Annotated in this window: 10 protein-coding genes and 2 pseudogenes; 8 read left to right on the plus strand and 4 right to left on the minus strand. The window is 44.7% G+C overall.

All coding sequences use genetic code 11. The features are described from left to right. The 4 genes and pseudogenes from Q0224_RS04150 to bamD form a co-directional block, all read right to left on the minus strand. A pseudogene (locus Q0224_RS04150) lies at positions 1-127 on the minus strand (EamA family transporter); the annotation flags it as partial. 723 nt (positions 128-850) lie between these two features. After that, positions 851-1492 (minus strand): hypothetical protein, encoded by a 642-nt coding sequence (locus Q0224_RS04155; protein WP_297949338.1) that lies wholly within the window; start codon positions 1490-1492, stop codon positions 851-853. Between the two features lie 296 nt (positions 1493-1788). Then, on the minus strand, positions 1789-4296 hold the full coding sequence (gene lon, locus Q0224_RS04160) for an endopeptidase La (RefSeq protein WP_297949340.1): 2508 nt from the start codon (positions 4294-4296) through the stop codon (positions 1789-1791). Positions 4297-4304: 8 nt separating this feature from the next. Next, complete coding sequence (gene bamD / locus Q0224_RS04165) at positions 4305-4952, minus strand: outer membrane protein assembly factor BamD (RefSeq protein ID WP_291939567.1); 648 nt, start codon at positions 4950-4952, stop codon at positions 4305-4307. Between the two features lie 252 nt (positions 4953-5204). Between bamD and Q0224_RS04170 the strand changes: the two genes are divergently transcribed. The 8 genes and pseudogenes from Q0224_RS04170 (at position 5205) to Q0224_RS04200 (ending at position 18621) form a co-directional block, all read left to right on the plus strand. After that, a complete protein-coding gene (locus tag Q0224_RS04170; protein ID WP_297949343.1) occupies positions 5205-5960 on the plus strand; it encodes a type II secretion system protein in 756 nt (251 codons plus the stop codon). 9 nt (positions 5961-5969) lie between these two features. Next, positions 5970-6035 (plus strand): annotated as a pseudogene (locus Q0224_RS10970) (prepilin-type N-terminal cleavage/methylation domain-containing protein); the annotation flags it as partial. Positions 6036-6425: 390 nt separating this feature from the next. Further along, positions 6426-7031: a hypothetical protein gene (locus Q0224_RS04175; protein WP_297949345.1), complete on the plus strand. Its 606-nt coding sequence runs from the start codon at positions 6426-6428 to the stop codon at positions 7029-7031. Then, a complete protein-coding gene (locus Q0224_RS04180) occupies positions 7031-7564 on the plus strand; it encodes a hypothetical protein (RefSeq protein ID WP_297949347.1) in 534 nt (177 codons plus the stop codon). Before Q0224_RS04175 ends, Q0224_RS04180 begins: the two co-directional genes overlap by 1 nt. A gap of 15 nt (positions 7565-7579) precedes the next feature. Continuing rightward, positions 7580-8122, plus strand: coding sequence for a ribosome-associated translation inhibitor RaiA (gene raiA, locus Q0224_RS04185; protein WP_177388896.1), 543 nt, complete (start codon positions 7580-7582; stop codon positions 8120-8122). Between the two features lie 591 nt (positions 8123-8713). After that, the gene (locus Q0224_RS04190) at positions 8714-14848 is read left to right on the plus strand and encodes a hypothetical protein (RefSeq protein ID WP_297949349.1); all 6135 of its coding nucleotides are present in this window, start codon (positions 8714-8716) and stop codon (positions 14846-14848) included. A 657-nt stretch (positions 14849-15505) separates the two neighbouring features. Next, positions 15506-17302 carry a translation elongation factor 4 gene (lepA, locus tag Q0224_RS04195; protein ID WP_297949351.1) on the plus strand — a complete coding sequence of 599 codons (1797 nt, stop codon included), beginning with the start codon at positions 15506-15508 and terminating at the stop codon, positions 17300-17302. Positions 17303-17916: 614 nt separating this feature from the next. Next, on the plus strand, positions 17917-18621 hold the full coding sequence (locus tag Q0224_RS04200) for a DUF6882 domain-containing protein (RefSeq protein WP_297894005.1): 705 nt from the start codon (positions 17917-17919) through the stop codon (positions 18619-18621). Positions 18622-18742: the final 121 nt, after the last annotated feature.

Below are 18742 nucleotides of genomic sequence, written 5' to 3' on the forward strand. Positions count from 1 at the left end.
GCACGAGCCAGTCGGCGCTGACGCCTTTTTGCGTGAACAGATACTGCCCGCAAACACTGCTAAATCCCCATAATACGCCGCCAAGAAGCGTGATGAAAACGCCAAAAAATTCGCTCTGAGATCTCATTTGCCGCCTTAAATTTAAAGCCAAAGTATATAGATTTATGCTTAAGCTGGGGTTAAATTTGAGCGAGAGTTGGCGGAGCGAAGCTAAATTTGATTAAACAAAGTTAAACGGCGAAAACTCTAAAATTTAAAAACAAAAGGGAGAGAATTTGGGCGAAACGACTTTTACGGTTGTATTTTTCTGCGCTTGCGTGCTATTTTTATCTGCAGTCGGATACTTTGCTTTCAGCGTTTTGGCAAAATTTTACGCGTTTATTAAATTTGCCGTCCGACTTTGCTCGCAAGATCCTAAATTTAGCCTCGCCGTGTTCGCGCCAGCGCGCATTTTATCGCTTTATATCGCCTGGTTTCGACTGATATTTTTAGCATTTACGTCCCGTGTGCAGAGATTTTACTCGTATTTTGCGTATGTTTTGATTTTTTGTGCCTAAGCGCGGCAAAGGCTAATGTAAAGCTGCTAGAAGAGTTAAGCGCGAAAAAGGATTTAAGAGAACCCGAAAAACTCGCCAAAGAGGCGCTAAAGCGGCTCACAAACTCGCCGAATAAAGAAGAAGCGCTACTACAAGCAAATTTTATCAGAATAAAACTAAAGCAAATACGCCGCGCGGCTTAAATTTATGGTTTTAGCCGTTTAAATTTAGCGTTTCACGCGTCAAATTTGAGCTAAATTTGCGCTCATTTATCGACGAGTACGGTCAAATTTAAACAAGCTTTAACGAGTCGGCTAGTGTTGCCTAAATATCCGTCCGAAAAACACAGCCGTTTGGTGAGCCCTAAGCAAAATGAATGCCCGCAGCTGCCTACAAATCTGTATAATAAGATACGCCGATATCATCACGCAAAAATTCGCAATGCCAAAGCCGATCATTTCATAGTATAAAAATAATTCTAGCCTCACCTGTGCTATGAACTCTCGTGTCGGGCGATAAGAGTGCCATATGCTATAACCCGAGAAAAAATCATCAAGTCCGCCGAATACCAAAAAGCATACGATAAGCGCAAGCAAAATAATACCTTGCGAAAGCGCCTGGGCGTTATTTTTGTTTTCCTCAAGCCTGCCGGTAGCTCCTTTTGCCACGCCGTAAAGTCCCGCAAGCACCAAACAAACTAGCATAAAAAAGCACAAATAGCTAAGATGAAACGACGCTACGTCGCCAAAGGCGGTTTTAGTCTGCGCTACGTTTATAGCAGGATAAAAATCCGCCATAAATGCCGTAAAATCTCTAAAATCTGCGTGAGCGGACAAGATGTCTTCGGGCACGATAAATAGGCTCAAAGCAGCCAAAATATAAGCGATCAGGCTAACAAAAAAGGCGATTTCAAGCTTCCTTGCAGCCAATCTTAATCTTGCTTTTAGTCTTATCATTTTCTTGCTTTATATTTTGATCGCAAACGGCGCAAGCGGGAATCTAAAGAGTTTTAAAATTCCGTGCGCCTTGCGGTAGGATTTTAAAATTTCAGAGTCTATGGTAGCGCTCAGCCAAATTTAGAATGCAAATTTAACATCTAAATTTGGCTGAATTTATGGACGTCAAATTTGGCGGCTAAATTTGACGCGCAAATTTGACGATTTTAGTTTTTAGCCTCACTCGCCGCCCAGATACTCCTGTAGGCTCTTAACCTCCAACGCGCGACTAAAGCGGCTAAAGCGGCGCTTTAAATTTAGACTAGCGCCAGCTTCAGCACCTCTTCGATCCGATCTACCGGCGTTATTTTCAGATCGTTTTTGACCTCGTCTGGGATCTCTGCTAGGTCGCGCTCATAGTTTTTGCGCGGGATCAAAACCTCGGCGATTTTGGCTTTGTGCGCAGCGATGAGCTTCTCCTTAAGCCCGCCGATCGGCAGCACCTTGCCGCTTAGCGTGATTTCGCCCGTCATCGCCAGATCGGCGCGCACCTCGCGCTCGCTTAAAATCGACGCGATCGCCGTGCTCATCGTGATGCCCGCGCTCGGTCCGTCCTTCGGCGTCGCGCCCTCGGGCACGTGGATGTGAAGATCGAATTTATTATAAATCTGCTCCGAGCTTTCGGAATTTCCCTCCGCGCCTAAATTCCGCGCCGCCGAGCTTTTAGATGCGCCGCCATTTGCGCGTAATGCGGAGTTTTTGCCGGCGCGCGAGGCTTTTGCCGCACCACTCTCCGCGTCTTGAGCGGCTTTGAGCTTGCCCTCGTCGATTAGCACCTTTACGACGCTAAAGGCGATCTGTGCGGATTCTTTCATTATGTCGCCGAGCTGGCCCGTGATCGTCATCGCGCCCTTGCCTTTGATCTTGACCGCTTCGATCTTGAGCACGTCGCCGCCTACCGCGGTCCACGCAAGCCCGTTTACGATGCCGATTTGATCGCACTTTTCGACCTCATCGATCTCGAAAACCTTTTTATTTAGAAATTCGCTTAAATTTTTCGTCGTAACGACGATTTTTTTAAACTCTTTGTCTTTTAAAATTTTAACCGCGACCTTGCGAAAGATCGCTGCGATCTGGCGGCGCAGGTTTCGCACACCACTTTCGCGCGTGTACTCTTCGATGATCTCGGCAAGGGCTGCCGGGTTTATCGCTACGTCGGCTGATTTTAAGCCGTGGCGTTGCAGCTCCTGAGGGATAAGATAGTCCTTGGCGATCTGAAATTTCTCCTGCGGCGTGTATGAGCTAAGCTCAATAAACTCCATCCTATCGCGCAGCGGCGCGGGTATGAGAGATACGTCGTTCGCCGTGGCGATAAAGATGATCTTGCTAAGATCGATGTTGAAATTTAGATAGTAATCCCTAAAGCTCGAGTTTTGCTCGGGGTCTAAAATTTCAAGCAGAACCGCCGTCGGATCACCCTTGTATGAGCTTGAAATTTTATCGATCTCATCAAGCACGATGACGGGGTTCATCTGATTTGCCTCGATGAGACCTTGCACGATGCGACCCGGCATCGCGCCGATATAGGTGCGGCGGTGTCCGCGTAGCTCGTTTACGTCCTCGAGCCCGCCTAAAGCGATGCGGATAAGTTTGCGCTTAAGCGCGGTCGCGATAGAGTTCGCAAGGCTCGTCTTGCCTACGCCGGGAGGGCCGTAGAAACACAAGATTGCGCCGCCGTTTTTGCCGTCCTCTTTGCTTTTCTTGCCGCTTGTGCCGCGAAGCTCTAAAAGCTGCTTTAGCGCGAAATACTCCTCGATACGCGCCTTGGGCTTTTTCAAGGAGTGGTGGTCTTTATTCAGCTGAGCGGTAACGCCCTCGATGGACATCTTATGCTTGGCGGTCTTTTCAAAAGGCACCTCCAAAACCCAGTCCAGATAGCTCTGTACTAGCCCCGCATCGGCGCTATCGGGGTGCAAGCGGGCAAATTTATCGATCTGCTTTTTGATCTCTTTGTAAGCATCCTCGCCCAAATAGGGCTTTTTGGCTTCCAGCTTTTTGCGGTATTCCTCGATCTCGACGTCGCGGTCGGCATCGCCGCCGAGCTCTTTTTGGATCTGCTTGAGCTGCTCTTTTAAAAAATACTCCTTGTTTGTCTTATCGATCTTGGAGTGGACCTTGCTTTTGATCTCCTTTTCGAGCCTCTGCGCTTCGATCTCGTCGGAGATGTAGTTGATGAGGTTGAAAAGGCGCTTTTGCAAGTTGCTCTCGGTAAAAAACGAGTAGGCTACCTGCTTTTTTAGCCGCAGTGCGCTTAAAATGAGATCGCAGACGCGCGCAGCGTCGGTGCCGTCGTCGATGGTCTTTAGCAGATCGTTTGGGAAAAAATGCGTAAGCGTGCTAAGCGTCTTGGTTTTTTCCTTTAGCACGCTTACCAGCGCGTCTAATTTTTGGTCATTGCCGCGCTCGTCATGGATGATATCGACGGTAGCGATTAGCGGATCTTGCGAAATTTCTTTTACGATTTTACCTTTTAGCGCGCCTTGGAATAAAATTTTAACCCGACCGTCAGGGAGCGGCACGGTTCTCATCACGGAGCCCACGACGCCTGCGTTATAGATACCGCCAAAGCTTCTATCGCCGCTAAATTCCGACTTTGAGCTTACAACCATTATCATAGATTCGTTTTTGGCGGCTAGATCAAGGGCTTTTTTGTTATGCTCGTCGCCGATGAAAAGGGGCGCTATCATAAAGGGATATAAAAATAGCTCGTCCTCGACGATGATAGGTAGATCGCTAGGGAAGGTTGTATTTTGCATCAGTTGCATCGCTCCTCCTACTCAAAGATCGCGCGATACCAAGGCGAGCGCGGTTTAATTACGTCGGTGCCGTTTAGCGGGGATTCCTCGATGCGCTGCTCGTAAATTTTAGCAGAACTTTCGCGGTCGGTGCGCTGGTAAAGATCTTTGATGTCGATATTTAGCTGATGCTCGGCAAGGCGTAGTTTCGTTAGCATCGTCTCAAGTAGCGGACGATACTCGCTCTGCGGATATTCAGCTATAAATTTTCGAATTTCGTCGATGCTGTTTAGCATTAGCTTTTGGTTGCGATTTGGGCGGCTAAAGGAATCGAAATTTGCTCTGATCTTTAAAAATCTTGCATATTCGATCTTTTGCGTCGTGCCGTAGAGACGGATGTATTCGTCTAGGTATTTGTTTGCTTTCTCGTAGTTTTCATCCTCTACAAAAGCCCACGCCATAATGAGCGTCATCTCCTCAAGCAGCGGAGAGGCGATATGTTCGCTCGAAAAGCTGGTGTAGTGCTTCTCGGCATCCTCCATATTTGCGTTGTTAATATCTTCTAAAATTTTAGAATACCATGCCTCGGGGCTTAGGTTAAAAAGCTCGCCGTCGCCTTTACCACTGCAGCCGCCGATAAACGCGATAAATAGGAGAGCGGATAGAATTTTACTTAGATTTGTCATAAAAAATCCTTGGAATTTATTTAGCTCGTAATTTTATAGTCTTTGAGTAAATGCAAGCTTAAATTCCGCGTCCAAATTTAAAAATGGAATTTCTTTAAAATTTTTATGCGTTCGGGTTTAAAAATCTTTGTAAACCGAAAAAATTTACGCGATAAATTCTAAATTTAAGTTTAACAATAGTATAATTAGCGCCGATAACGCAGAGTAAGTTTGCGTTTCCGTAATTTCAGAATTTTAAAGAAAGGATGTAAGATGAAAAAAGGTTTTACTCTAATCGAGCTGATCTTTACCATCGTGATTTTGGCGATCACGACGATGGCGATTCCGCGTATCGTCGCGCAGACGACAGAGCTAAATGCCCTTGCGATCAAAGAGGAGCTTGTATATAACGCTAAAGCTTTTATGTCTCGTATATCTAAAGCGCAGTGGGATAGCGCATACGCAGGAGATGCTAGCTGCGGAGGCGATACTGGCTGCATGAAAAGAATTTTATCGGTAAATCCGTCGATAAAGTTACCGGATAATAGCACTATGGAAGCTAGACCGGGAATTTTAGATGAAGCTAGTAAGCGCGAGGTCAGCACTCAAGCTCCGGCTACGAAAGGGCAATTCGGCAAAGGAGATAATAGAATTTCTTTCGGAGTCGGTCGTTATAATGATATCGACGACTACGACAAGTTCGCGACCAATATAACGGTTGGTGATTTGGTGGGCTCTAGTAGTAAGGGTGATTTTATTCTTAATACTGGAATTAATGTCGACGTAGATTATGTAGCAGAGCCTTTTACTGCGGAAGATTATGCTAAGGGTACCGATATAAACGGAACCCTTAGTGATCAACCAGCCAATGGCTCCCCTACCAATATAAAGATGGTTAGGGTTGCCGCCACGGATCTAAACGATGCCGTAGCTAAAGATGGTACTGCCAAATCAGTAGTTTTAAAAGCGTTTTTATCCAATATCGGCGTCGGCGTTCAGACAGCCGTCACTAGACGATATTCCCGATAGGAGCGCGAGATGAAAAAAGGTTTCACCCTTATAGAGCTTGTATTTGTTATCGTAGTATTAGGTATCATCTCGATGTTCGGCGCTGATCTATACACAAAGATATATAAATCCTATGTTCATGTACGTGCAGTAAATCAGCTGGAAGCTAGAACACAAAATGCAATAATGCTAATAACAAATCGCTTGGAAGATAGAATAAAAAGCTCTACTATAGGCAGAGAACTTAGCTCAAACCAATTTGTGCCAATTAGCGCTTTAGATGATCCAAAATACGATATATTAGAGTGGATCGGACAAAGCGTAGAGACGAGAAATATAAATAAGAGAACTCCCGGTTGGAGCGGCTTCATGTCGATGTCTCAACTCCGAGATGACAAATGGAAAGCAGGTACAGAAGATGCAGGCTACATTGGAAATACTAGGGCTGAATTTAATATGGTATCTTTAGGTAGTGATTTCCCCCAAGTGGCTAATATAGTTGGAAATTTAAGGGCTACTGCGTATAACACTCCGTCTAATAATACTCAGGTTGCTGTTATATTTAAAGTCGTCACGAATGATGCCTCTCCTACTAGCGTAGGTATAGGCTTTGGCTACGATAGAAAGGTCGACGTGAACGGTAGCAATCGCGTGCTGATCGCCGTAGGCACTCCTAGTACTACGGGTACCAATAATAAAGAAAGCGAAACTATTACTATCAACCAATATCCATTAAATCCAAATAACGATAAATCGCAGGAATTCTCCGAGCAGTACTATATAGCTCATAGTGCCTACGCGATTGTTCCAGATCAAGTCGTAACATATATGAAAAATAATGCAGGTAAAGTATTAAGTAAGAATTTTAATCTAGTTTTGCGGTACAACTATCGTCCATGGAGCACTGTTGCAAACGATGCGAACTCATACAATGTTGCTAGCAGTGCGTTACTAGCCGAGGACGTGAGCTTATTTAGATTTAAAGACGATAACGGCGCCGTTGCGCTTAAGCTATGTATGAGGGATGACGGCAGAAATTTTGATCCTGCAGAGCTGGATCTAAACGTTTGTAAAGCACAGGTGGTGTACTAATGAAAACTATGCGAAAAGGCTTTGCTCTAGTAGCAGCCATATTTTTTATCATCATTGTAGCGACTACGGCGATTACGGCACTATCTATCGCGTCTATGACGGCTCGCGATGTCAATAATATTCAAGGCAGAGAGCAGGCGCTACTGCTAGCTCAGAGCGCTACGGAGTTAGCAGTCCTTGCTATGCAAAAGCATCAGTATCTAACTACTGAGCTTAAGGAGAAGAACGCTACGGCTACGACTAATCCTACATTAAATACGATTACGCTAGCATATCCGTCGAATAATGCAGGCGAAAAAATGTTCGACATCACCGTGACATTCGGATATTTCGATAGACAGCTGGGTGCGCCCGGCAATCATACCGTCGCATATAGTAATTTCGGGCAAGGCTCGTCCGAAAGACTTGCAAATGGTAGTGTAGGCAGAATTCTAAGCCATGCCGCGCTTGTAGATGTAGTAGTAAAATCCAACGTAGAAGTTATGGGAAGGCCACAGATTACATATCATAGGCGCACTATTCAAAAACCATAATGCAAAGGAGAGACGATGAATTTAAATATCGTAGGTAAGCAGTTTGAGCTAACGGAAGCTATCAAAAATTATGTCGAAAACGCATTTGAAACGCTAGAAAAATATAATCTCGACATTATCTCGGGGCGTTGTGTAATTTCTGCTGACGAGAAGCAAGGCAAAAAGGGCTTCGTGGTGGATTTCTCATTAAATTTAGCGCATCAAGACACTATCGTCGTGCGCCAAAAAGATAAGGATCTCTATGCCGCCGTCGATCTCATCGTAGAGCGCGCCTCAAAAGTGCTTCGCAGATACCACGATAAGGTAAATTCTCACAAAAATCGCGACGAAATGAAACAAAACGCCGTAGATAATGCGGTCGGTGCCAATAAGCCAAATTTAAACGATGAAGTTGATGAGATCGTCCCTACCGAGCTGGATCTATATAAGCCGCTAGAGATCGATGAGGCGCTAAATAAGCTTAAAGAAAGCACCGATCAGTTTTTGGTTTTCAATGATATGGACGCTAAAATGCGTGTGCTTTATAAGCGCAAGGACGGTAAATTCGGTCTGTTTTAGCTAAATTTCATATTCGGGTATTTGAAATTTCAAGCGCTCGAGTTCTGATGAAATTCGGATCGGGTGCTTTTTTAAATCGTCTCTGTTATAACATAGCGCCGATGAACTTTGGAAAAATAGCTGGTCATGTTTTTGCAAAGTCCAAATTGCGATGTTTTTAATTCGCTGCACTAGGAATTTTTACAGAGTAATACCGCCCGATTTTTAGTTGTGACAAGCCTTGTTGCGAGAATTATCTACGAGCAGTGAAGCCGTAAAGCGAATGTGGGTGAAGTTGCGTGAGCAAAAAATCGCGCTCAACTCGCCGTAAGCGAGCCGGCTTTTCGTAGCGGATGTAAAATTTATTTCAACATCAAATCGTAACAGAGCTTTTGAATTTTAAAATTTGCTGAAATTTTTGATAAATTTCCGCATTTTTTATATTTTATGAAATTTTTTCATCGTTAAGTTTTCATCGCGTTGTCGTTATTTGCCGTCCCATTTGAAATAAATTAAATTTTAATTATAAATCTTTCAAATTGCACTGTAATTTAAGCAAAAAAAATGTAAAATAATAGTCAAAAATTATGTTATTGACCGGAGGGTAGTATCATGAAAGTTAAGAGTTTTAGCTTTGCGCCCATTTTGGCGCTGTTGTTTTGTTTCGCGACGGGAGTATTCGCAGATGATGTTAGGTCGAACGTGAAGATAAATCCTGCTACCCCAATAAGCAACGAGTATCGTGACGATGGCGTGCTGGACGGAAAGATAGGCAGAAGTGGTTGGACTTGGAACGGAAATGAGGGTTTGTATAATTTCACCACTATAAAAAACTTTCCGTCTGACGAATTAAACCAAAAGCCGATAGTTAGATTCGGCGGTGCGGGCACATACGTCTTTGGAGACTACGCCGTGACTGGAAAGCCGGTGATTAAATTAAGCTGGCCTTCTGCTTTAGGCCGTGATTACATGTGGGGAGCAAAAGGCACATACATTAAAGATGACGGCGACGGACAGTTTTATTTGAATAGTTCAAAAGCTGTTTTGAGGCTTCCTAAGGGCGTGACTAAAAACGATATAGTCTATGCGAGACTTTATTGGCAGGGAAATATATTCAGCACGACTGATTTTGACAGCGAAGCAGAATACAAAAGCAAAGACGGAAAAAAATTGACCGGTTTTGCTAAGGGGTATACACGGGTGAAATTTAAAATGAAAAGCTCGAAAGGTAAAGCTAGCATAATAGAAGATGTTTATAGAGATAGATGCGAAGGAACGGCTGCTTGGAACTTTTTGGCAGAATCTCGCAAGCCCTTACGTTTGCGTTTAAAATATGGCTGCACTAAAGATATTACCGATCTAGTCAAGCAATATTTTGAACCTTATTCCGACAGCATTGAATTTACTGTAGGAAACGTAAAAACGAGTGATGGTGAGGATCAAAGCGGTGCAGATTTTACCAATGGAGAGTTCAACAGCGTTCGTCTTGGGCCGTACGGCGGATGGGGAATAATCGTAGTATATGATAAAACCGCCCCGTCCAGAAGGGCTTTGCTAGATAATTTACAATCTAACGATAGCGTAACGGGTCAAAAAATGACTTATAAAGAGGCCGTAGAATATAAAAATAAATATTTTAAACCAAAAAACGTAACTATTTACGGCGATTATTTTGTCCTCACCCCTTGGGATAAGGGATATACGCCTATAAACATTAACGCTACCATCAATGGATTTTATACACCTAGAAGTGGGTCCGTAAGTGCAAAGCTAGGGTTTTTAGGGTTTGGTGGCGAGAGAAAAATGACCTCCGACGAGTATTTTAAAGTTCAACACAAAGGAACCGCACAAATGGATTCGCTATACGGATCCGGTGTGGTTAATCAACGGTTAGCTAACGATCGCGCTAATATATACGACGGCTCTGTCGCTTTACTTATAAATGATAACGGCACCTATAAGTATAGCTATCCATACGGCACTGGTTATTTAGGTGGATTTGATCTGGACGAATTCGATATCGGTTCAAAGATGAAGAATGCGCAATCTAGTCTAAACATCTCTTTGGGTGCGGCGTATGAAGATCTCAACGGAGGTCAAGCCGATCAAAACTTCATAAGTATGATTGCTATTTCCGCCGATTTGTATGTCCCTCAAATGTGCTATCAGTATGAAGTCTATAACGCCTCTAACTGGGTTAAATTCTTTGATAATGATGGTAACCGAAGAAGCGAAGAGGATGTAAAAAAACTACATGAACCTCCTGAGCAGATCAAAAACCCGGTAGTTGCGGGTGAAAATATCTATTATAGAATGAAATTTGAAAATAGATTGAATGGCGGCGATAGCGAAGATGCAGCAGGTGCGGTAGTATCGATCGACTTTGGTCAAGCCGGCGCTACCTATACCAAAGATAGCGCTACTATAAATAACGAGCTAGTCGTAAATGATCCTATCACTACCACTACAAATACCATACCTGCGGCGGCAGCCGATGAACTAGTCTATTTACGCGATGGTCAAAAGGGTGCATACGAGACTATGAAAGACGTCATAAAAGGTGGCACTCCAAACGTTACGAAGGCTATTTATAAAGATAGGCAGTTTACTGCGCTTGACGGTAATATATTGAAATTTTATATAGGTCAAGGCGCGGGAGACTTAACTCCTTCTTCAACACCGGGCGGTAGTCCTGTACTTGTAGGCGGATTAATGCAGCCAGGTAAAGCGGCATACGGCGAGTTTAATGCTACCGTAAATACGGGTGCAACCATATTGCAGGCTCCTGCCGTGACACTAAGTTATAAGATGAGCCTAGATATAGGCGGCGGTCAGCGAGTCTTCATAGAGATGGATAGCGCTTCCGAGCTTGAATTATGCGACGTGACAAAGGTTTCTAAAAGCGTTAATATCCTACCTTTAAGCGGTTTGCAGGTAGTCAATAAGAATTTTAGTAAAAATGACGACGATGATAGATTATATACTCAAATCTCCGATAAGCCTTTTGATGCGAAACTTATCTTTAGACCGGATTACGAGAGCCAATTTTGTAAGAAGTATAAGGATGAAACTGGTAAATGCGAGGAATACATCGACGCAGCCGCAAATTCTCCTTACTTCAAAAAAGATCCGAATACCGGCAAGCTCGTATATATCGGTAGTGAGGCTAGAAAGCTTGAGAAATTCGACTTGAGCGGTAAATTGTATTTATCCGTTGTCAGGGCGAGAAATGCCGCTACTACCTCGGATAAAGTTGCCGATAGCGATAAGGGGAATAGCGCAGTTTACTCATGCCGATCCGTAACCGATTCCTTAAAAATTCCGTTTAAGATGAAGGACAAAACCGATTACACTATCGATAAGGAAGTGGATTTTAAAGGAAAAAGTATTTTAGAGCTAAATGATATAGAGATAGGAGATGCGTATCAGGGTCTTACGTTTATGCTTAGCTATCGTCCGGATGGTCAAGTTGCTTCAGGGTCCGATTTAGATCAGTATATAAAAAACAAAGATTTAAATAACAGCGATCCTAAGGCTTATTATTCGGAGCTCAAGAAATGGGAGCTTAAAAAGCGATATGGATATTGTGAGTCTGGTGAGAATTTCGGTTGGTGCAACAAAAATCTAACCGAGAACCAAAAGAAGGACATTTGGGAGAATAAAATACAACCGGAGCTGCAGAAGCTTGAAGATAATATAAAGGCTGCTAAAGATGAGTTCGGAATTCAAATGTCAAAAGACGGCTCGTTCCATATATGCGGTAGCGACAACTTCGTGCTTCGCCCTGCATATTTTAATGTAGATACAAAAGCGCTGAAGGATTCGGGCAAGTATAGTAAGATCGTAGATACCACCGCTAGCGGCGATATAACTAAAAAAGGTGATGGCTCCAGCGTACTTAATCCTAGTAATCTGCGCGTAGGTGGTGATTATACACAAAATGCAGATATCTTGGCTCATGTAATATCGGCCAGAAGCTATAGCGGCAACGGCGTACCTAACTACACAGCAGAAATTGGCGGGGATTTGGGCAATCAACGCTATCATCTACGTAAGAGCTATGGCGCGGATTCTGATGATACTCAAGATATATCAACCAAGATCCGCGGTATTCAAACCTACTTGCGTCCGTTTATATCTAATGAATGCGCGGCTAATGTCTCTACTCAATCCTATTATGTAGATAGAAAGAATGCTTCCACTACATTAAAACGTGGCGTTAAAGAAGATAGTTGTTATGGCGGTACCGCAGTGGAATATTCCGGTGCTAAATACAATGCCGAAACAGGCAAATATGAGATTGATCCGGAAGCCATCAAAAAAGGCTCTTTTGGCAAGAGCGATGATGTCTCGTGCGTATTAAATGGCACAAGCTCGAAATTTGACACAGCATTTAGAAGAGTATGGGATAAAAATGCCGTAAGTCTATGGGCGAATTTTAACGCTAGAAATATCGAAGAGACGGAGGGCGTTGCAAAATTTGATAGTAAAGGTCATGTTCAAGGCGCATATCTTATGACCCAGTCTAGAAAAAATCCTGAGGCAAAAGATAAAAGCTATGCCGTCATCTATACTGAAACCATAGGTAAAGATGCCGATAAAATTTTTAATTACTATAATGTCGGCGATGTACTCGTAAACATCTATGATAATTCGTGGACTGACGCTTACTCTGATCAGACGTATTCTAAGCAGTGGAAGAGCGCTAAATGTATCATCAATTCATCTAGCAATACTCCTGATGCCAAAGGTATGGTAGGTTGCGACGTCGGTATGAGACTTGCTGCCAATAAAGATAAAGCGATAAATGATAATATTGTATTGCGCTACCGACCGGATCGTATCAGAGTATCTCTCACAAGCCTTGATAACGGCGTGACAAGGGGTGTAGGTGATAATAATATTTCGGGTGGAATATCTGCGTATACATATTTCAACGCTCCGGACATCGAAAACGATGTCGTAGTATATGCTGACGAAAATTCTAGCCAGAATTTAGCGGTGACGCATCAGATAAGTCAGCTAGCTAAGCTTAAGGTCAATGCAGTAGCGTATCTATCTGACAAAGTTTATAAGGATGTCATCGCTACGCTTTATGACGGATATAAGCAAGATGTTGGTGGTAAGTCTCAGGCCGTGTGTGGATTCTCAAGTGACTTTGACTTTAAGTTAAATTTCGGATTTGATTGCGCTAACAATAGTACCGATGGGCGTTGCTCCACAGCTACCGCTAGCAAGACTAGTAAAACTACGAATTATGCGCCATATCCTGATAAACCTGCCGTTAAATACGAGATCCCTAGCGATACGCAGTATTTTGCTAAAGATTCTGACGTATGCTTAGGCTCTACTGGATATGATAGCAGATGCTATAAATATAACGTAAGAAGCAGTAAGGGTTCTTCTAAAACTGATGAGATGCCAGACTGGGAGGAAGCCGCTTCTAGCGGTGATGCTGGTTATGGCTTACCTATACCGCTTAAAATAGCTCTTAATTACTACTCTGATGCTTCATTAAGAGGCGGGCTTATCAATAGACCGCAAGGCGGTACAGGAATTAATTATGACTCGAAGTCAAATGAATTCAGAATTTTGGCGCAAGGATTTAGAGAAGGACAAACTCCCGACTCGACCGTGTATTTTAACTTCGCTAGGATGCATAAAACCCCTAGCACTCCAGTACTCATCTACGCTAGTGATTTCAACATCCAAGATGGAGATGCTCTCAATACTTACGGAAAGTTTTGGCCATCGAAATTCGATAGCTCATACAATGCTATACCGGATACTGCTTCTGAGTCGTATAATGAGAAAGATATAAAACTATCCCGGGAAGATTTCGATACTTTCATTACCAGAAAGGCTAAAGATACGATGAAACTTGAAAATGTAAGCGTCGAAAACAAGGCTGCTTATATAGCCGCTGCTAATTCTAATAGCAAAACTTACGCAACCGGCAAGACCGTTACAGATTATAGTGACAATGTAGGCACTTACGCCTTATTTGTCTATGGTACATCGTACGATAAAAGTTTGGGAGCTATAGTGCAGCAAGCTACTACTGGGACTCCAATATCTGTTCCTATTTATACGCAGATTTATTGTGGCAGAATTGATAAGTGTTCGAATATGCCTGCGCCTAATGAAAATCTTGCCTATGAAGCCCCGGTTGTTATCGATTCTTCGAATAAGGTTAAAGGCTCGAATATATTTACCGTGCTAGCGGCTGAAGATCGTAGCTTGATTGATTTTACGAAGTTTGTAGTAAATACAAAGGCTACTTTAAAAGATATAGGTGCAGAGTTTGTAAGCGCCTATGACAGTCTGGCTAAGGAAGGCGACGTAGAAGTAAATATTGGAAGAGAAAAAAAAGTAAAAAAGGGTAAAGAGAATATAACTATCAGCAGTAATGCGGCCGGTCATGCTACAATACGTATCATTACTAATCCATGGCTTATTCATACTCCAGCCTTAAATGATAAGACTATGTTTACTGCAAATGATGGAGGAGCCTACTCTAAAAAGTATCCAGGCGTACGACAGTATTATAATCCTCTTCGTGTACATATAAAGCAGTCTAAACCTACGGTCTGGGGCGGTGAAGGTCAGGTTAAATCGGGCATAGCGGATGATGTAGGATCGTTCGCTGGTGGTAGCTCGTCAGACAATAGTACTAGCGATACTTCGACTAGAATTCTAGATTCTGGCGATGTTCGCGATATCTACAATCAAAAGACTGATTGGTAGTATCCGAGTTAAACTCGCAACACAAAGGCTAGCCTCCCGGCTAGCCTTTTTTTATGGGCGGAATTTTAGTTTTCTTGGCAACAAATATTTTAAAATTTTGCTTTGCAAATTTTTGTCTGTAAATTCCATGAGATAGAATTTCTTTGAAATTTTAAATTGCGAAATTTTGCTGCGAAACTTGGCGGTAAATTTTACTTACTAAGATTGGCGCGTCGTAATGACATATAATTTACGCGCTAATTTCAAGCAGTAGAATTCCAAAGCAAAATTTTGCAGTTAAATTTTATCTTACAAAATTCTAGATTGCTGGCGTTGCAAGCTTTGTATGGCGCGACCGCGTAAAATTCGCCGTAAAATTTCATCACTTAGAATTTTTCTGCCCCGAAACATAGCTGCAGAATTCTGTTTCGTAAAATTCCGCATTCCAACCCTTGTCCTAAAATTATATCGCGGTAAAACGCACCGCCGATAAAACTTAAAATTCTATTGCTCAAAGCCGTCCGCATTCCCCCTTATACTTCAAAATTTTATTTCGTAAAATTCCAATCCGCCTAGAGTCGCCGTATAAATTTCGCCTCATAAATTCCACTGCTCATTTACCCGTTTTTAAATGAAATTTCGGCACAATGCGGCTTAAAATTTCATCAGGAAAGCCACTTGAAAACAAAAAATATCAGAAATTTCAGCATCATTGCGCATATCGATCACGGCAAATCCACGCTCGCAGACCGTCTGATTAGCGAGTGCAACGCCATCGAGGCGCGCCAGATGAGCAGTCAGATCATGGATACGATGGATATCGAAAAGGAGCGCGGCATCACGATCAAGGCGCAGTCCGTGCGGCTCGAGTATGAGCTTGGCGGCGAGAAATACGTTTTAAATTTGATCGACACCCCGGGCCACGTGGATTTTAGTTACGAGGTCTCGCGCTCGCTGGCTAGCTGCGAGGGGGCGATCCTCGTCGTGGACGCGAGCCAGGGCGTACAGGCGCAGACCATCGCAAACGTCTATATCGCGCTGCAGCACAATCTCGAGATCATCCCCGTGCTCAACAAAATCGATCTGCCCGCCGCCGATCCGCAGCGCGTAAAAGAGGAGATCGAGCACGTCATCGGGCTTGATTGCAGCAGTGCGATCGAGGTCAGCGCCAAAACGGGCGCGGGTATCAAAGAGCTTTTAGAGGCGATAATCACTCGCATCCCGGCACCCAAAACGGACGATGCCGCGCCGCTTAAGGCGCTCATCTACGACAGCTGGTTTGATAACTACCTAGGCGCGCTCGCTCTAGTTAGGCTCTACGACGGCGTGCTGAAAAAGAGCGACGAAGTCTATATCATGGGTAGCGAGAACCGCCACGAGGTGCTTGATCTGATGTATCCCAACCCGCTCGCGCCCGCCAAAACTCGCGAGCTTAGCAGCGGCGAAGTGGGTATCGTCGTGATGGGGCTAAAAAACGTCGCCGACGTGCAGGTGGGCGATACGATCACGCTTTTTAAAAATCGCGCCGCCGCTCCCGTGGGCGGCTTTGAGAAGGCCAAGCCTTTCGTGTTTGCGGGCATCTATCCCGTGCAGACTGATAAATTTGAAGATCTGCGCGACGCTTTGGACAAGCTCAGCCTAAACGACAGCTCGCTTAGCTACGAGCCTGAAACGTCGCTCGCGCTAGGATTTGGCTTTCGCGTCGGGTTTTTGGGACTACTGCATATGGAGGTTGTCAAAGAGCGGCTCGAGCGCGAGTTTGATCTCGATCTCATCGCCACGGCGCCGACCGTCACATATGCCGTGTATCTCACGGACGGCTCGTGCGTGCGGATACACAGCCCCGGCGAGCTTCCCGCGCCAAATTTCATCGAGCGCATCGAGGAGCCCTACGTCAGGGCGACCATCATCACTCCGAGCGAGTTTTTGGGCAATCTCATCAGCCTTTTAAATTTGCGCCGCGGCATCCAAACCAAGATGGATTACATCACGGAGGGGCGCGTCCTGCTCGAATACGACGTACCTACAAACGAGATCATAATGGACTTTTACGACAAGCTTAAATCCTGCACCAAGGGATATGCGAGCTTTGACTACGAGCCGATCGATTACAGGCGCGGCGATCTCGTAAAGCTCGATATTCGCGTCGCGGGCGAAGCGGTCGATGCGCTCTCGATCATCGTGCCCGCCTCAAAGGCCGAATCCAAGGGGCGCGATCTCGTCAAAGCGATGAAGGAGATCGTGCCGCGACAGCTTTTTGAGGTCGCGATCCAAGCAAGCATCGGTAACAAGATCATCGCACGCGAAAACGTCCGCGCTATGGGCAAAAACGTGACCGCCAAGTGCTACGGTGGCGACATTACGCGCAAGCGCAAGCTGCTCGAGAAGCAAAAAGAGGGCAAGAAGCGTATGAAGGCGATCGGCAGGGTAAATTTGCCGAGCGAGGCGTTTTTGAGCGTGCTGAAGATCGATTAAATTTTATGCTTGAGCGGGTGATCTAAATTTTATCTTTTGCCGCGCGGTCGTAAAATTTGCTTTTAAATTTTAACGATCGCTCGGGTGTTTAAATTTAGCGGCTCGTCGTTCGGTATGAAATTTCGTCTTTGAAATTTCACGATCATAAGAGGCGATTTAAATTTTATGACCGCACGGCTTTAACTATCGCTTGCCGCCTGAGCTGATACATTCGCTGTTGCGCGCCCATTTTGTGCCGCTTTAAGCTCTAACGCTCGCTGCTCGGTCGTAAAATTCTGCCGCATGCCGTTAGGCTAAAATTTCATCTTTCAAATTTAACATTCCGCGAGCGGTTTAAATTTTTACCGTCCGTCAATCATTGCGGTCGCGCCCGTCATCTCCTACAGTTGCACTCGCCGTGCCCGTCGCCTTCTGCAAAATTCTATCCGGGCGGCGCCCGCTATGAAATTTTACCCGCTGCGACTTTATAAAATTTGATTAAATTTTCCTGCGCGCCGCATGAAATTTCCATAGCGCGAGTGTTTTATAGCAAAACAGCGTGCGTGGCGTATAATAGGGTGCGCCGATAAATCCCGCAAAAGCGCTAAATTTATCGGCGCGGTAAAAGGAGAAAAATGAAATTTTTAGACCGCTTAGGCGTGGATAAGAGCAGCTTTATTGATCTGTTTTCGGCGTGTTTGGGTTGCGGCGCAAGGGCGCAAGAGGCGGGTTCGAAGCTGATTGTAAAGGGCAGGCGTCGCTCTGTGGATTTTGAGCACGGTGAGATCAGTTTCTGCGATAATGCGCCGCGCGCCATTTGGTGTATCGGTAGCGAAGCAAGCGACAACCGCACGTGGCTGTGGGGGTACGAGAACATAAAACGCCTCGATGAGTGGCCACTTGCCTTTGCGCGAGATGTGCGCGACTTCGGCTTGCGGCACGGGCTAGAGGAGCTTAGCACGCCTAAGCTCGCACTAAGCGCGGAGATAAACGGCCACGCTCTAAGCGCGATTGCGTGCGGATTGTCGCAGGAACCGGTATGTTACTACCGCTGTCCGCACGCAGGTGGAGCGGTGTTTGTGGCGTTTGCGGCGGGCGAGTGTGTGAGCTCTGATGGCACGATCAAGCTCAGCATGGATGCAAGGGGGCTCATCTCTTTGGCGTGCGATTACATAGGCGCGTTTCAGCTAAATCACGCCGTTTTATCGGGGGCGCTTTTGCTTAGAAACGGCACGAAATTTAGTGAAGCGGCGGGCAAGATCGCGGCGAATTTTAAAAAGGATGCGCTCTTTTTGTTTGATAATTTGGGGCGGCTAAGCGAGGTGAAGTTTGCCGTATAGAGCTGCAAATCTCGCGCCGTGCATTCTGGGGCTTTAAAATTTACGCCGTGAAATTCTGCTTCGTAAATTTTATATCTTAAAATTTTCAGCCTTAGAATTTTGCTCGGTAAAATTTAGATCG

The sequence above is a fragment of the uncultured Campylobacter sp. genome (assembly GCF_938002845.1).
Classification (GTDB): Bacteria; Campylobacterota; Campylobacteria; order Campylobacterales; family Campylobacteraceae; genus Campylobacter_B.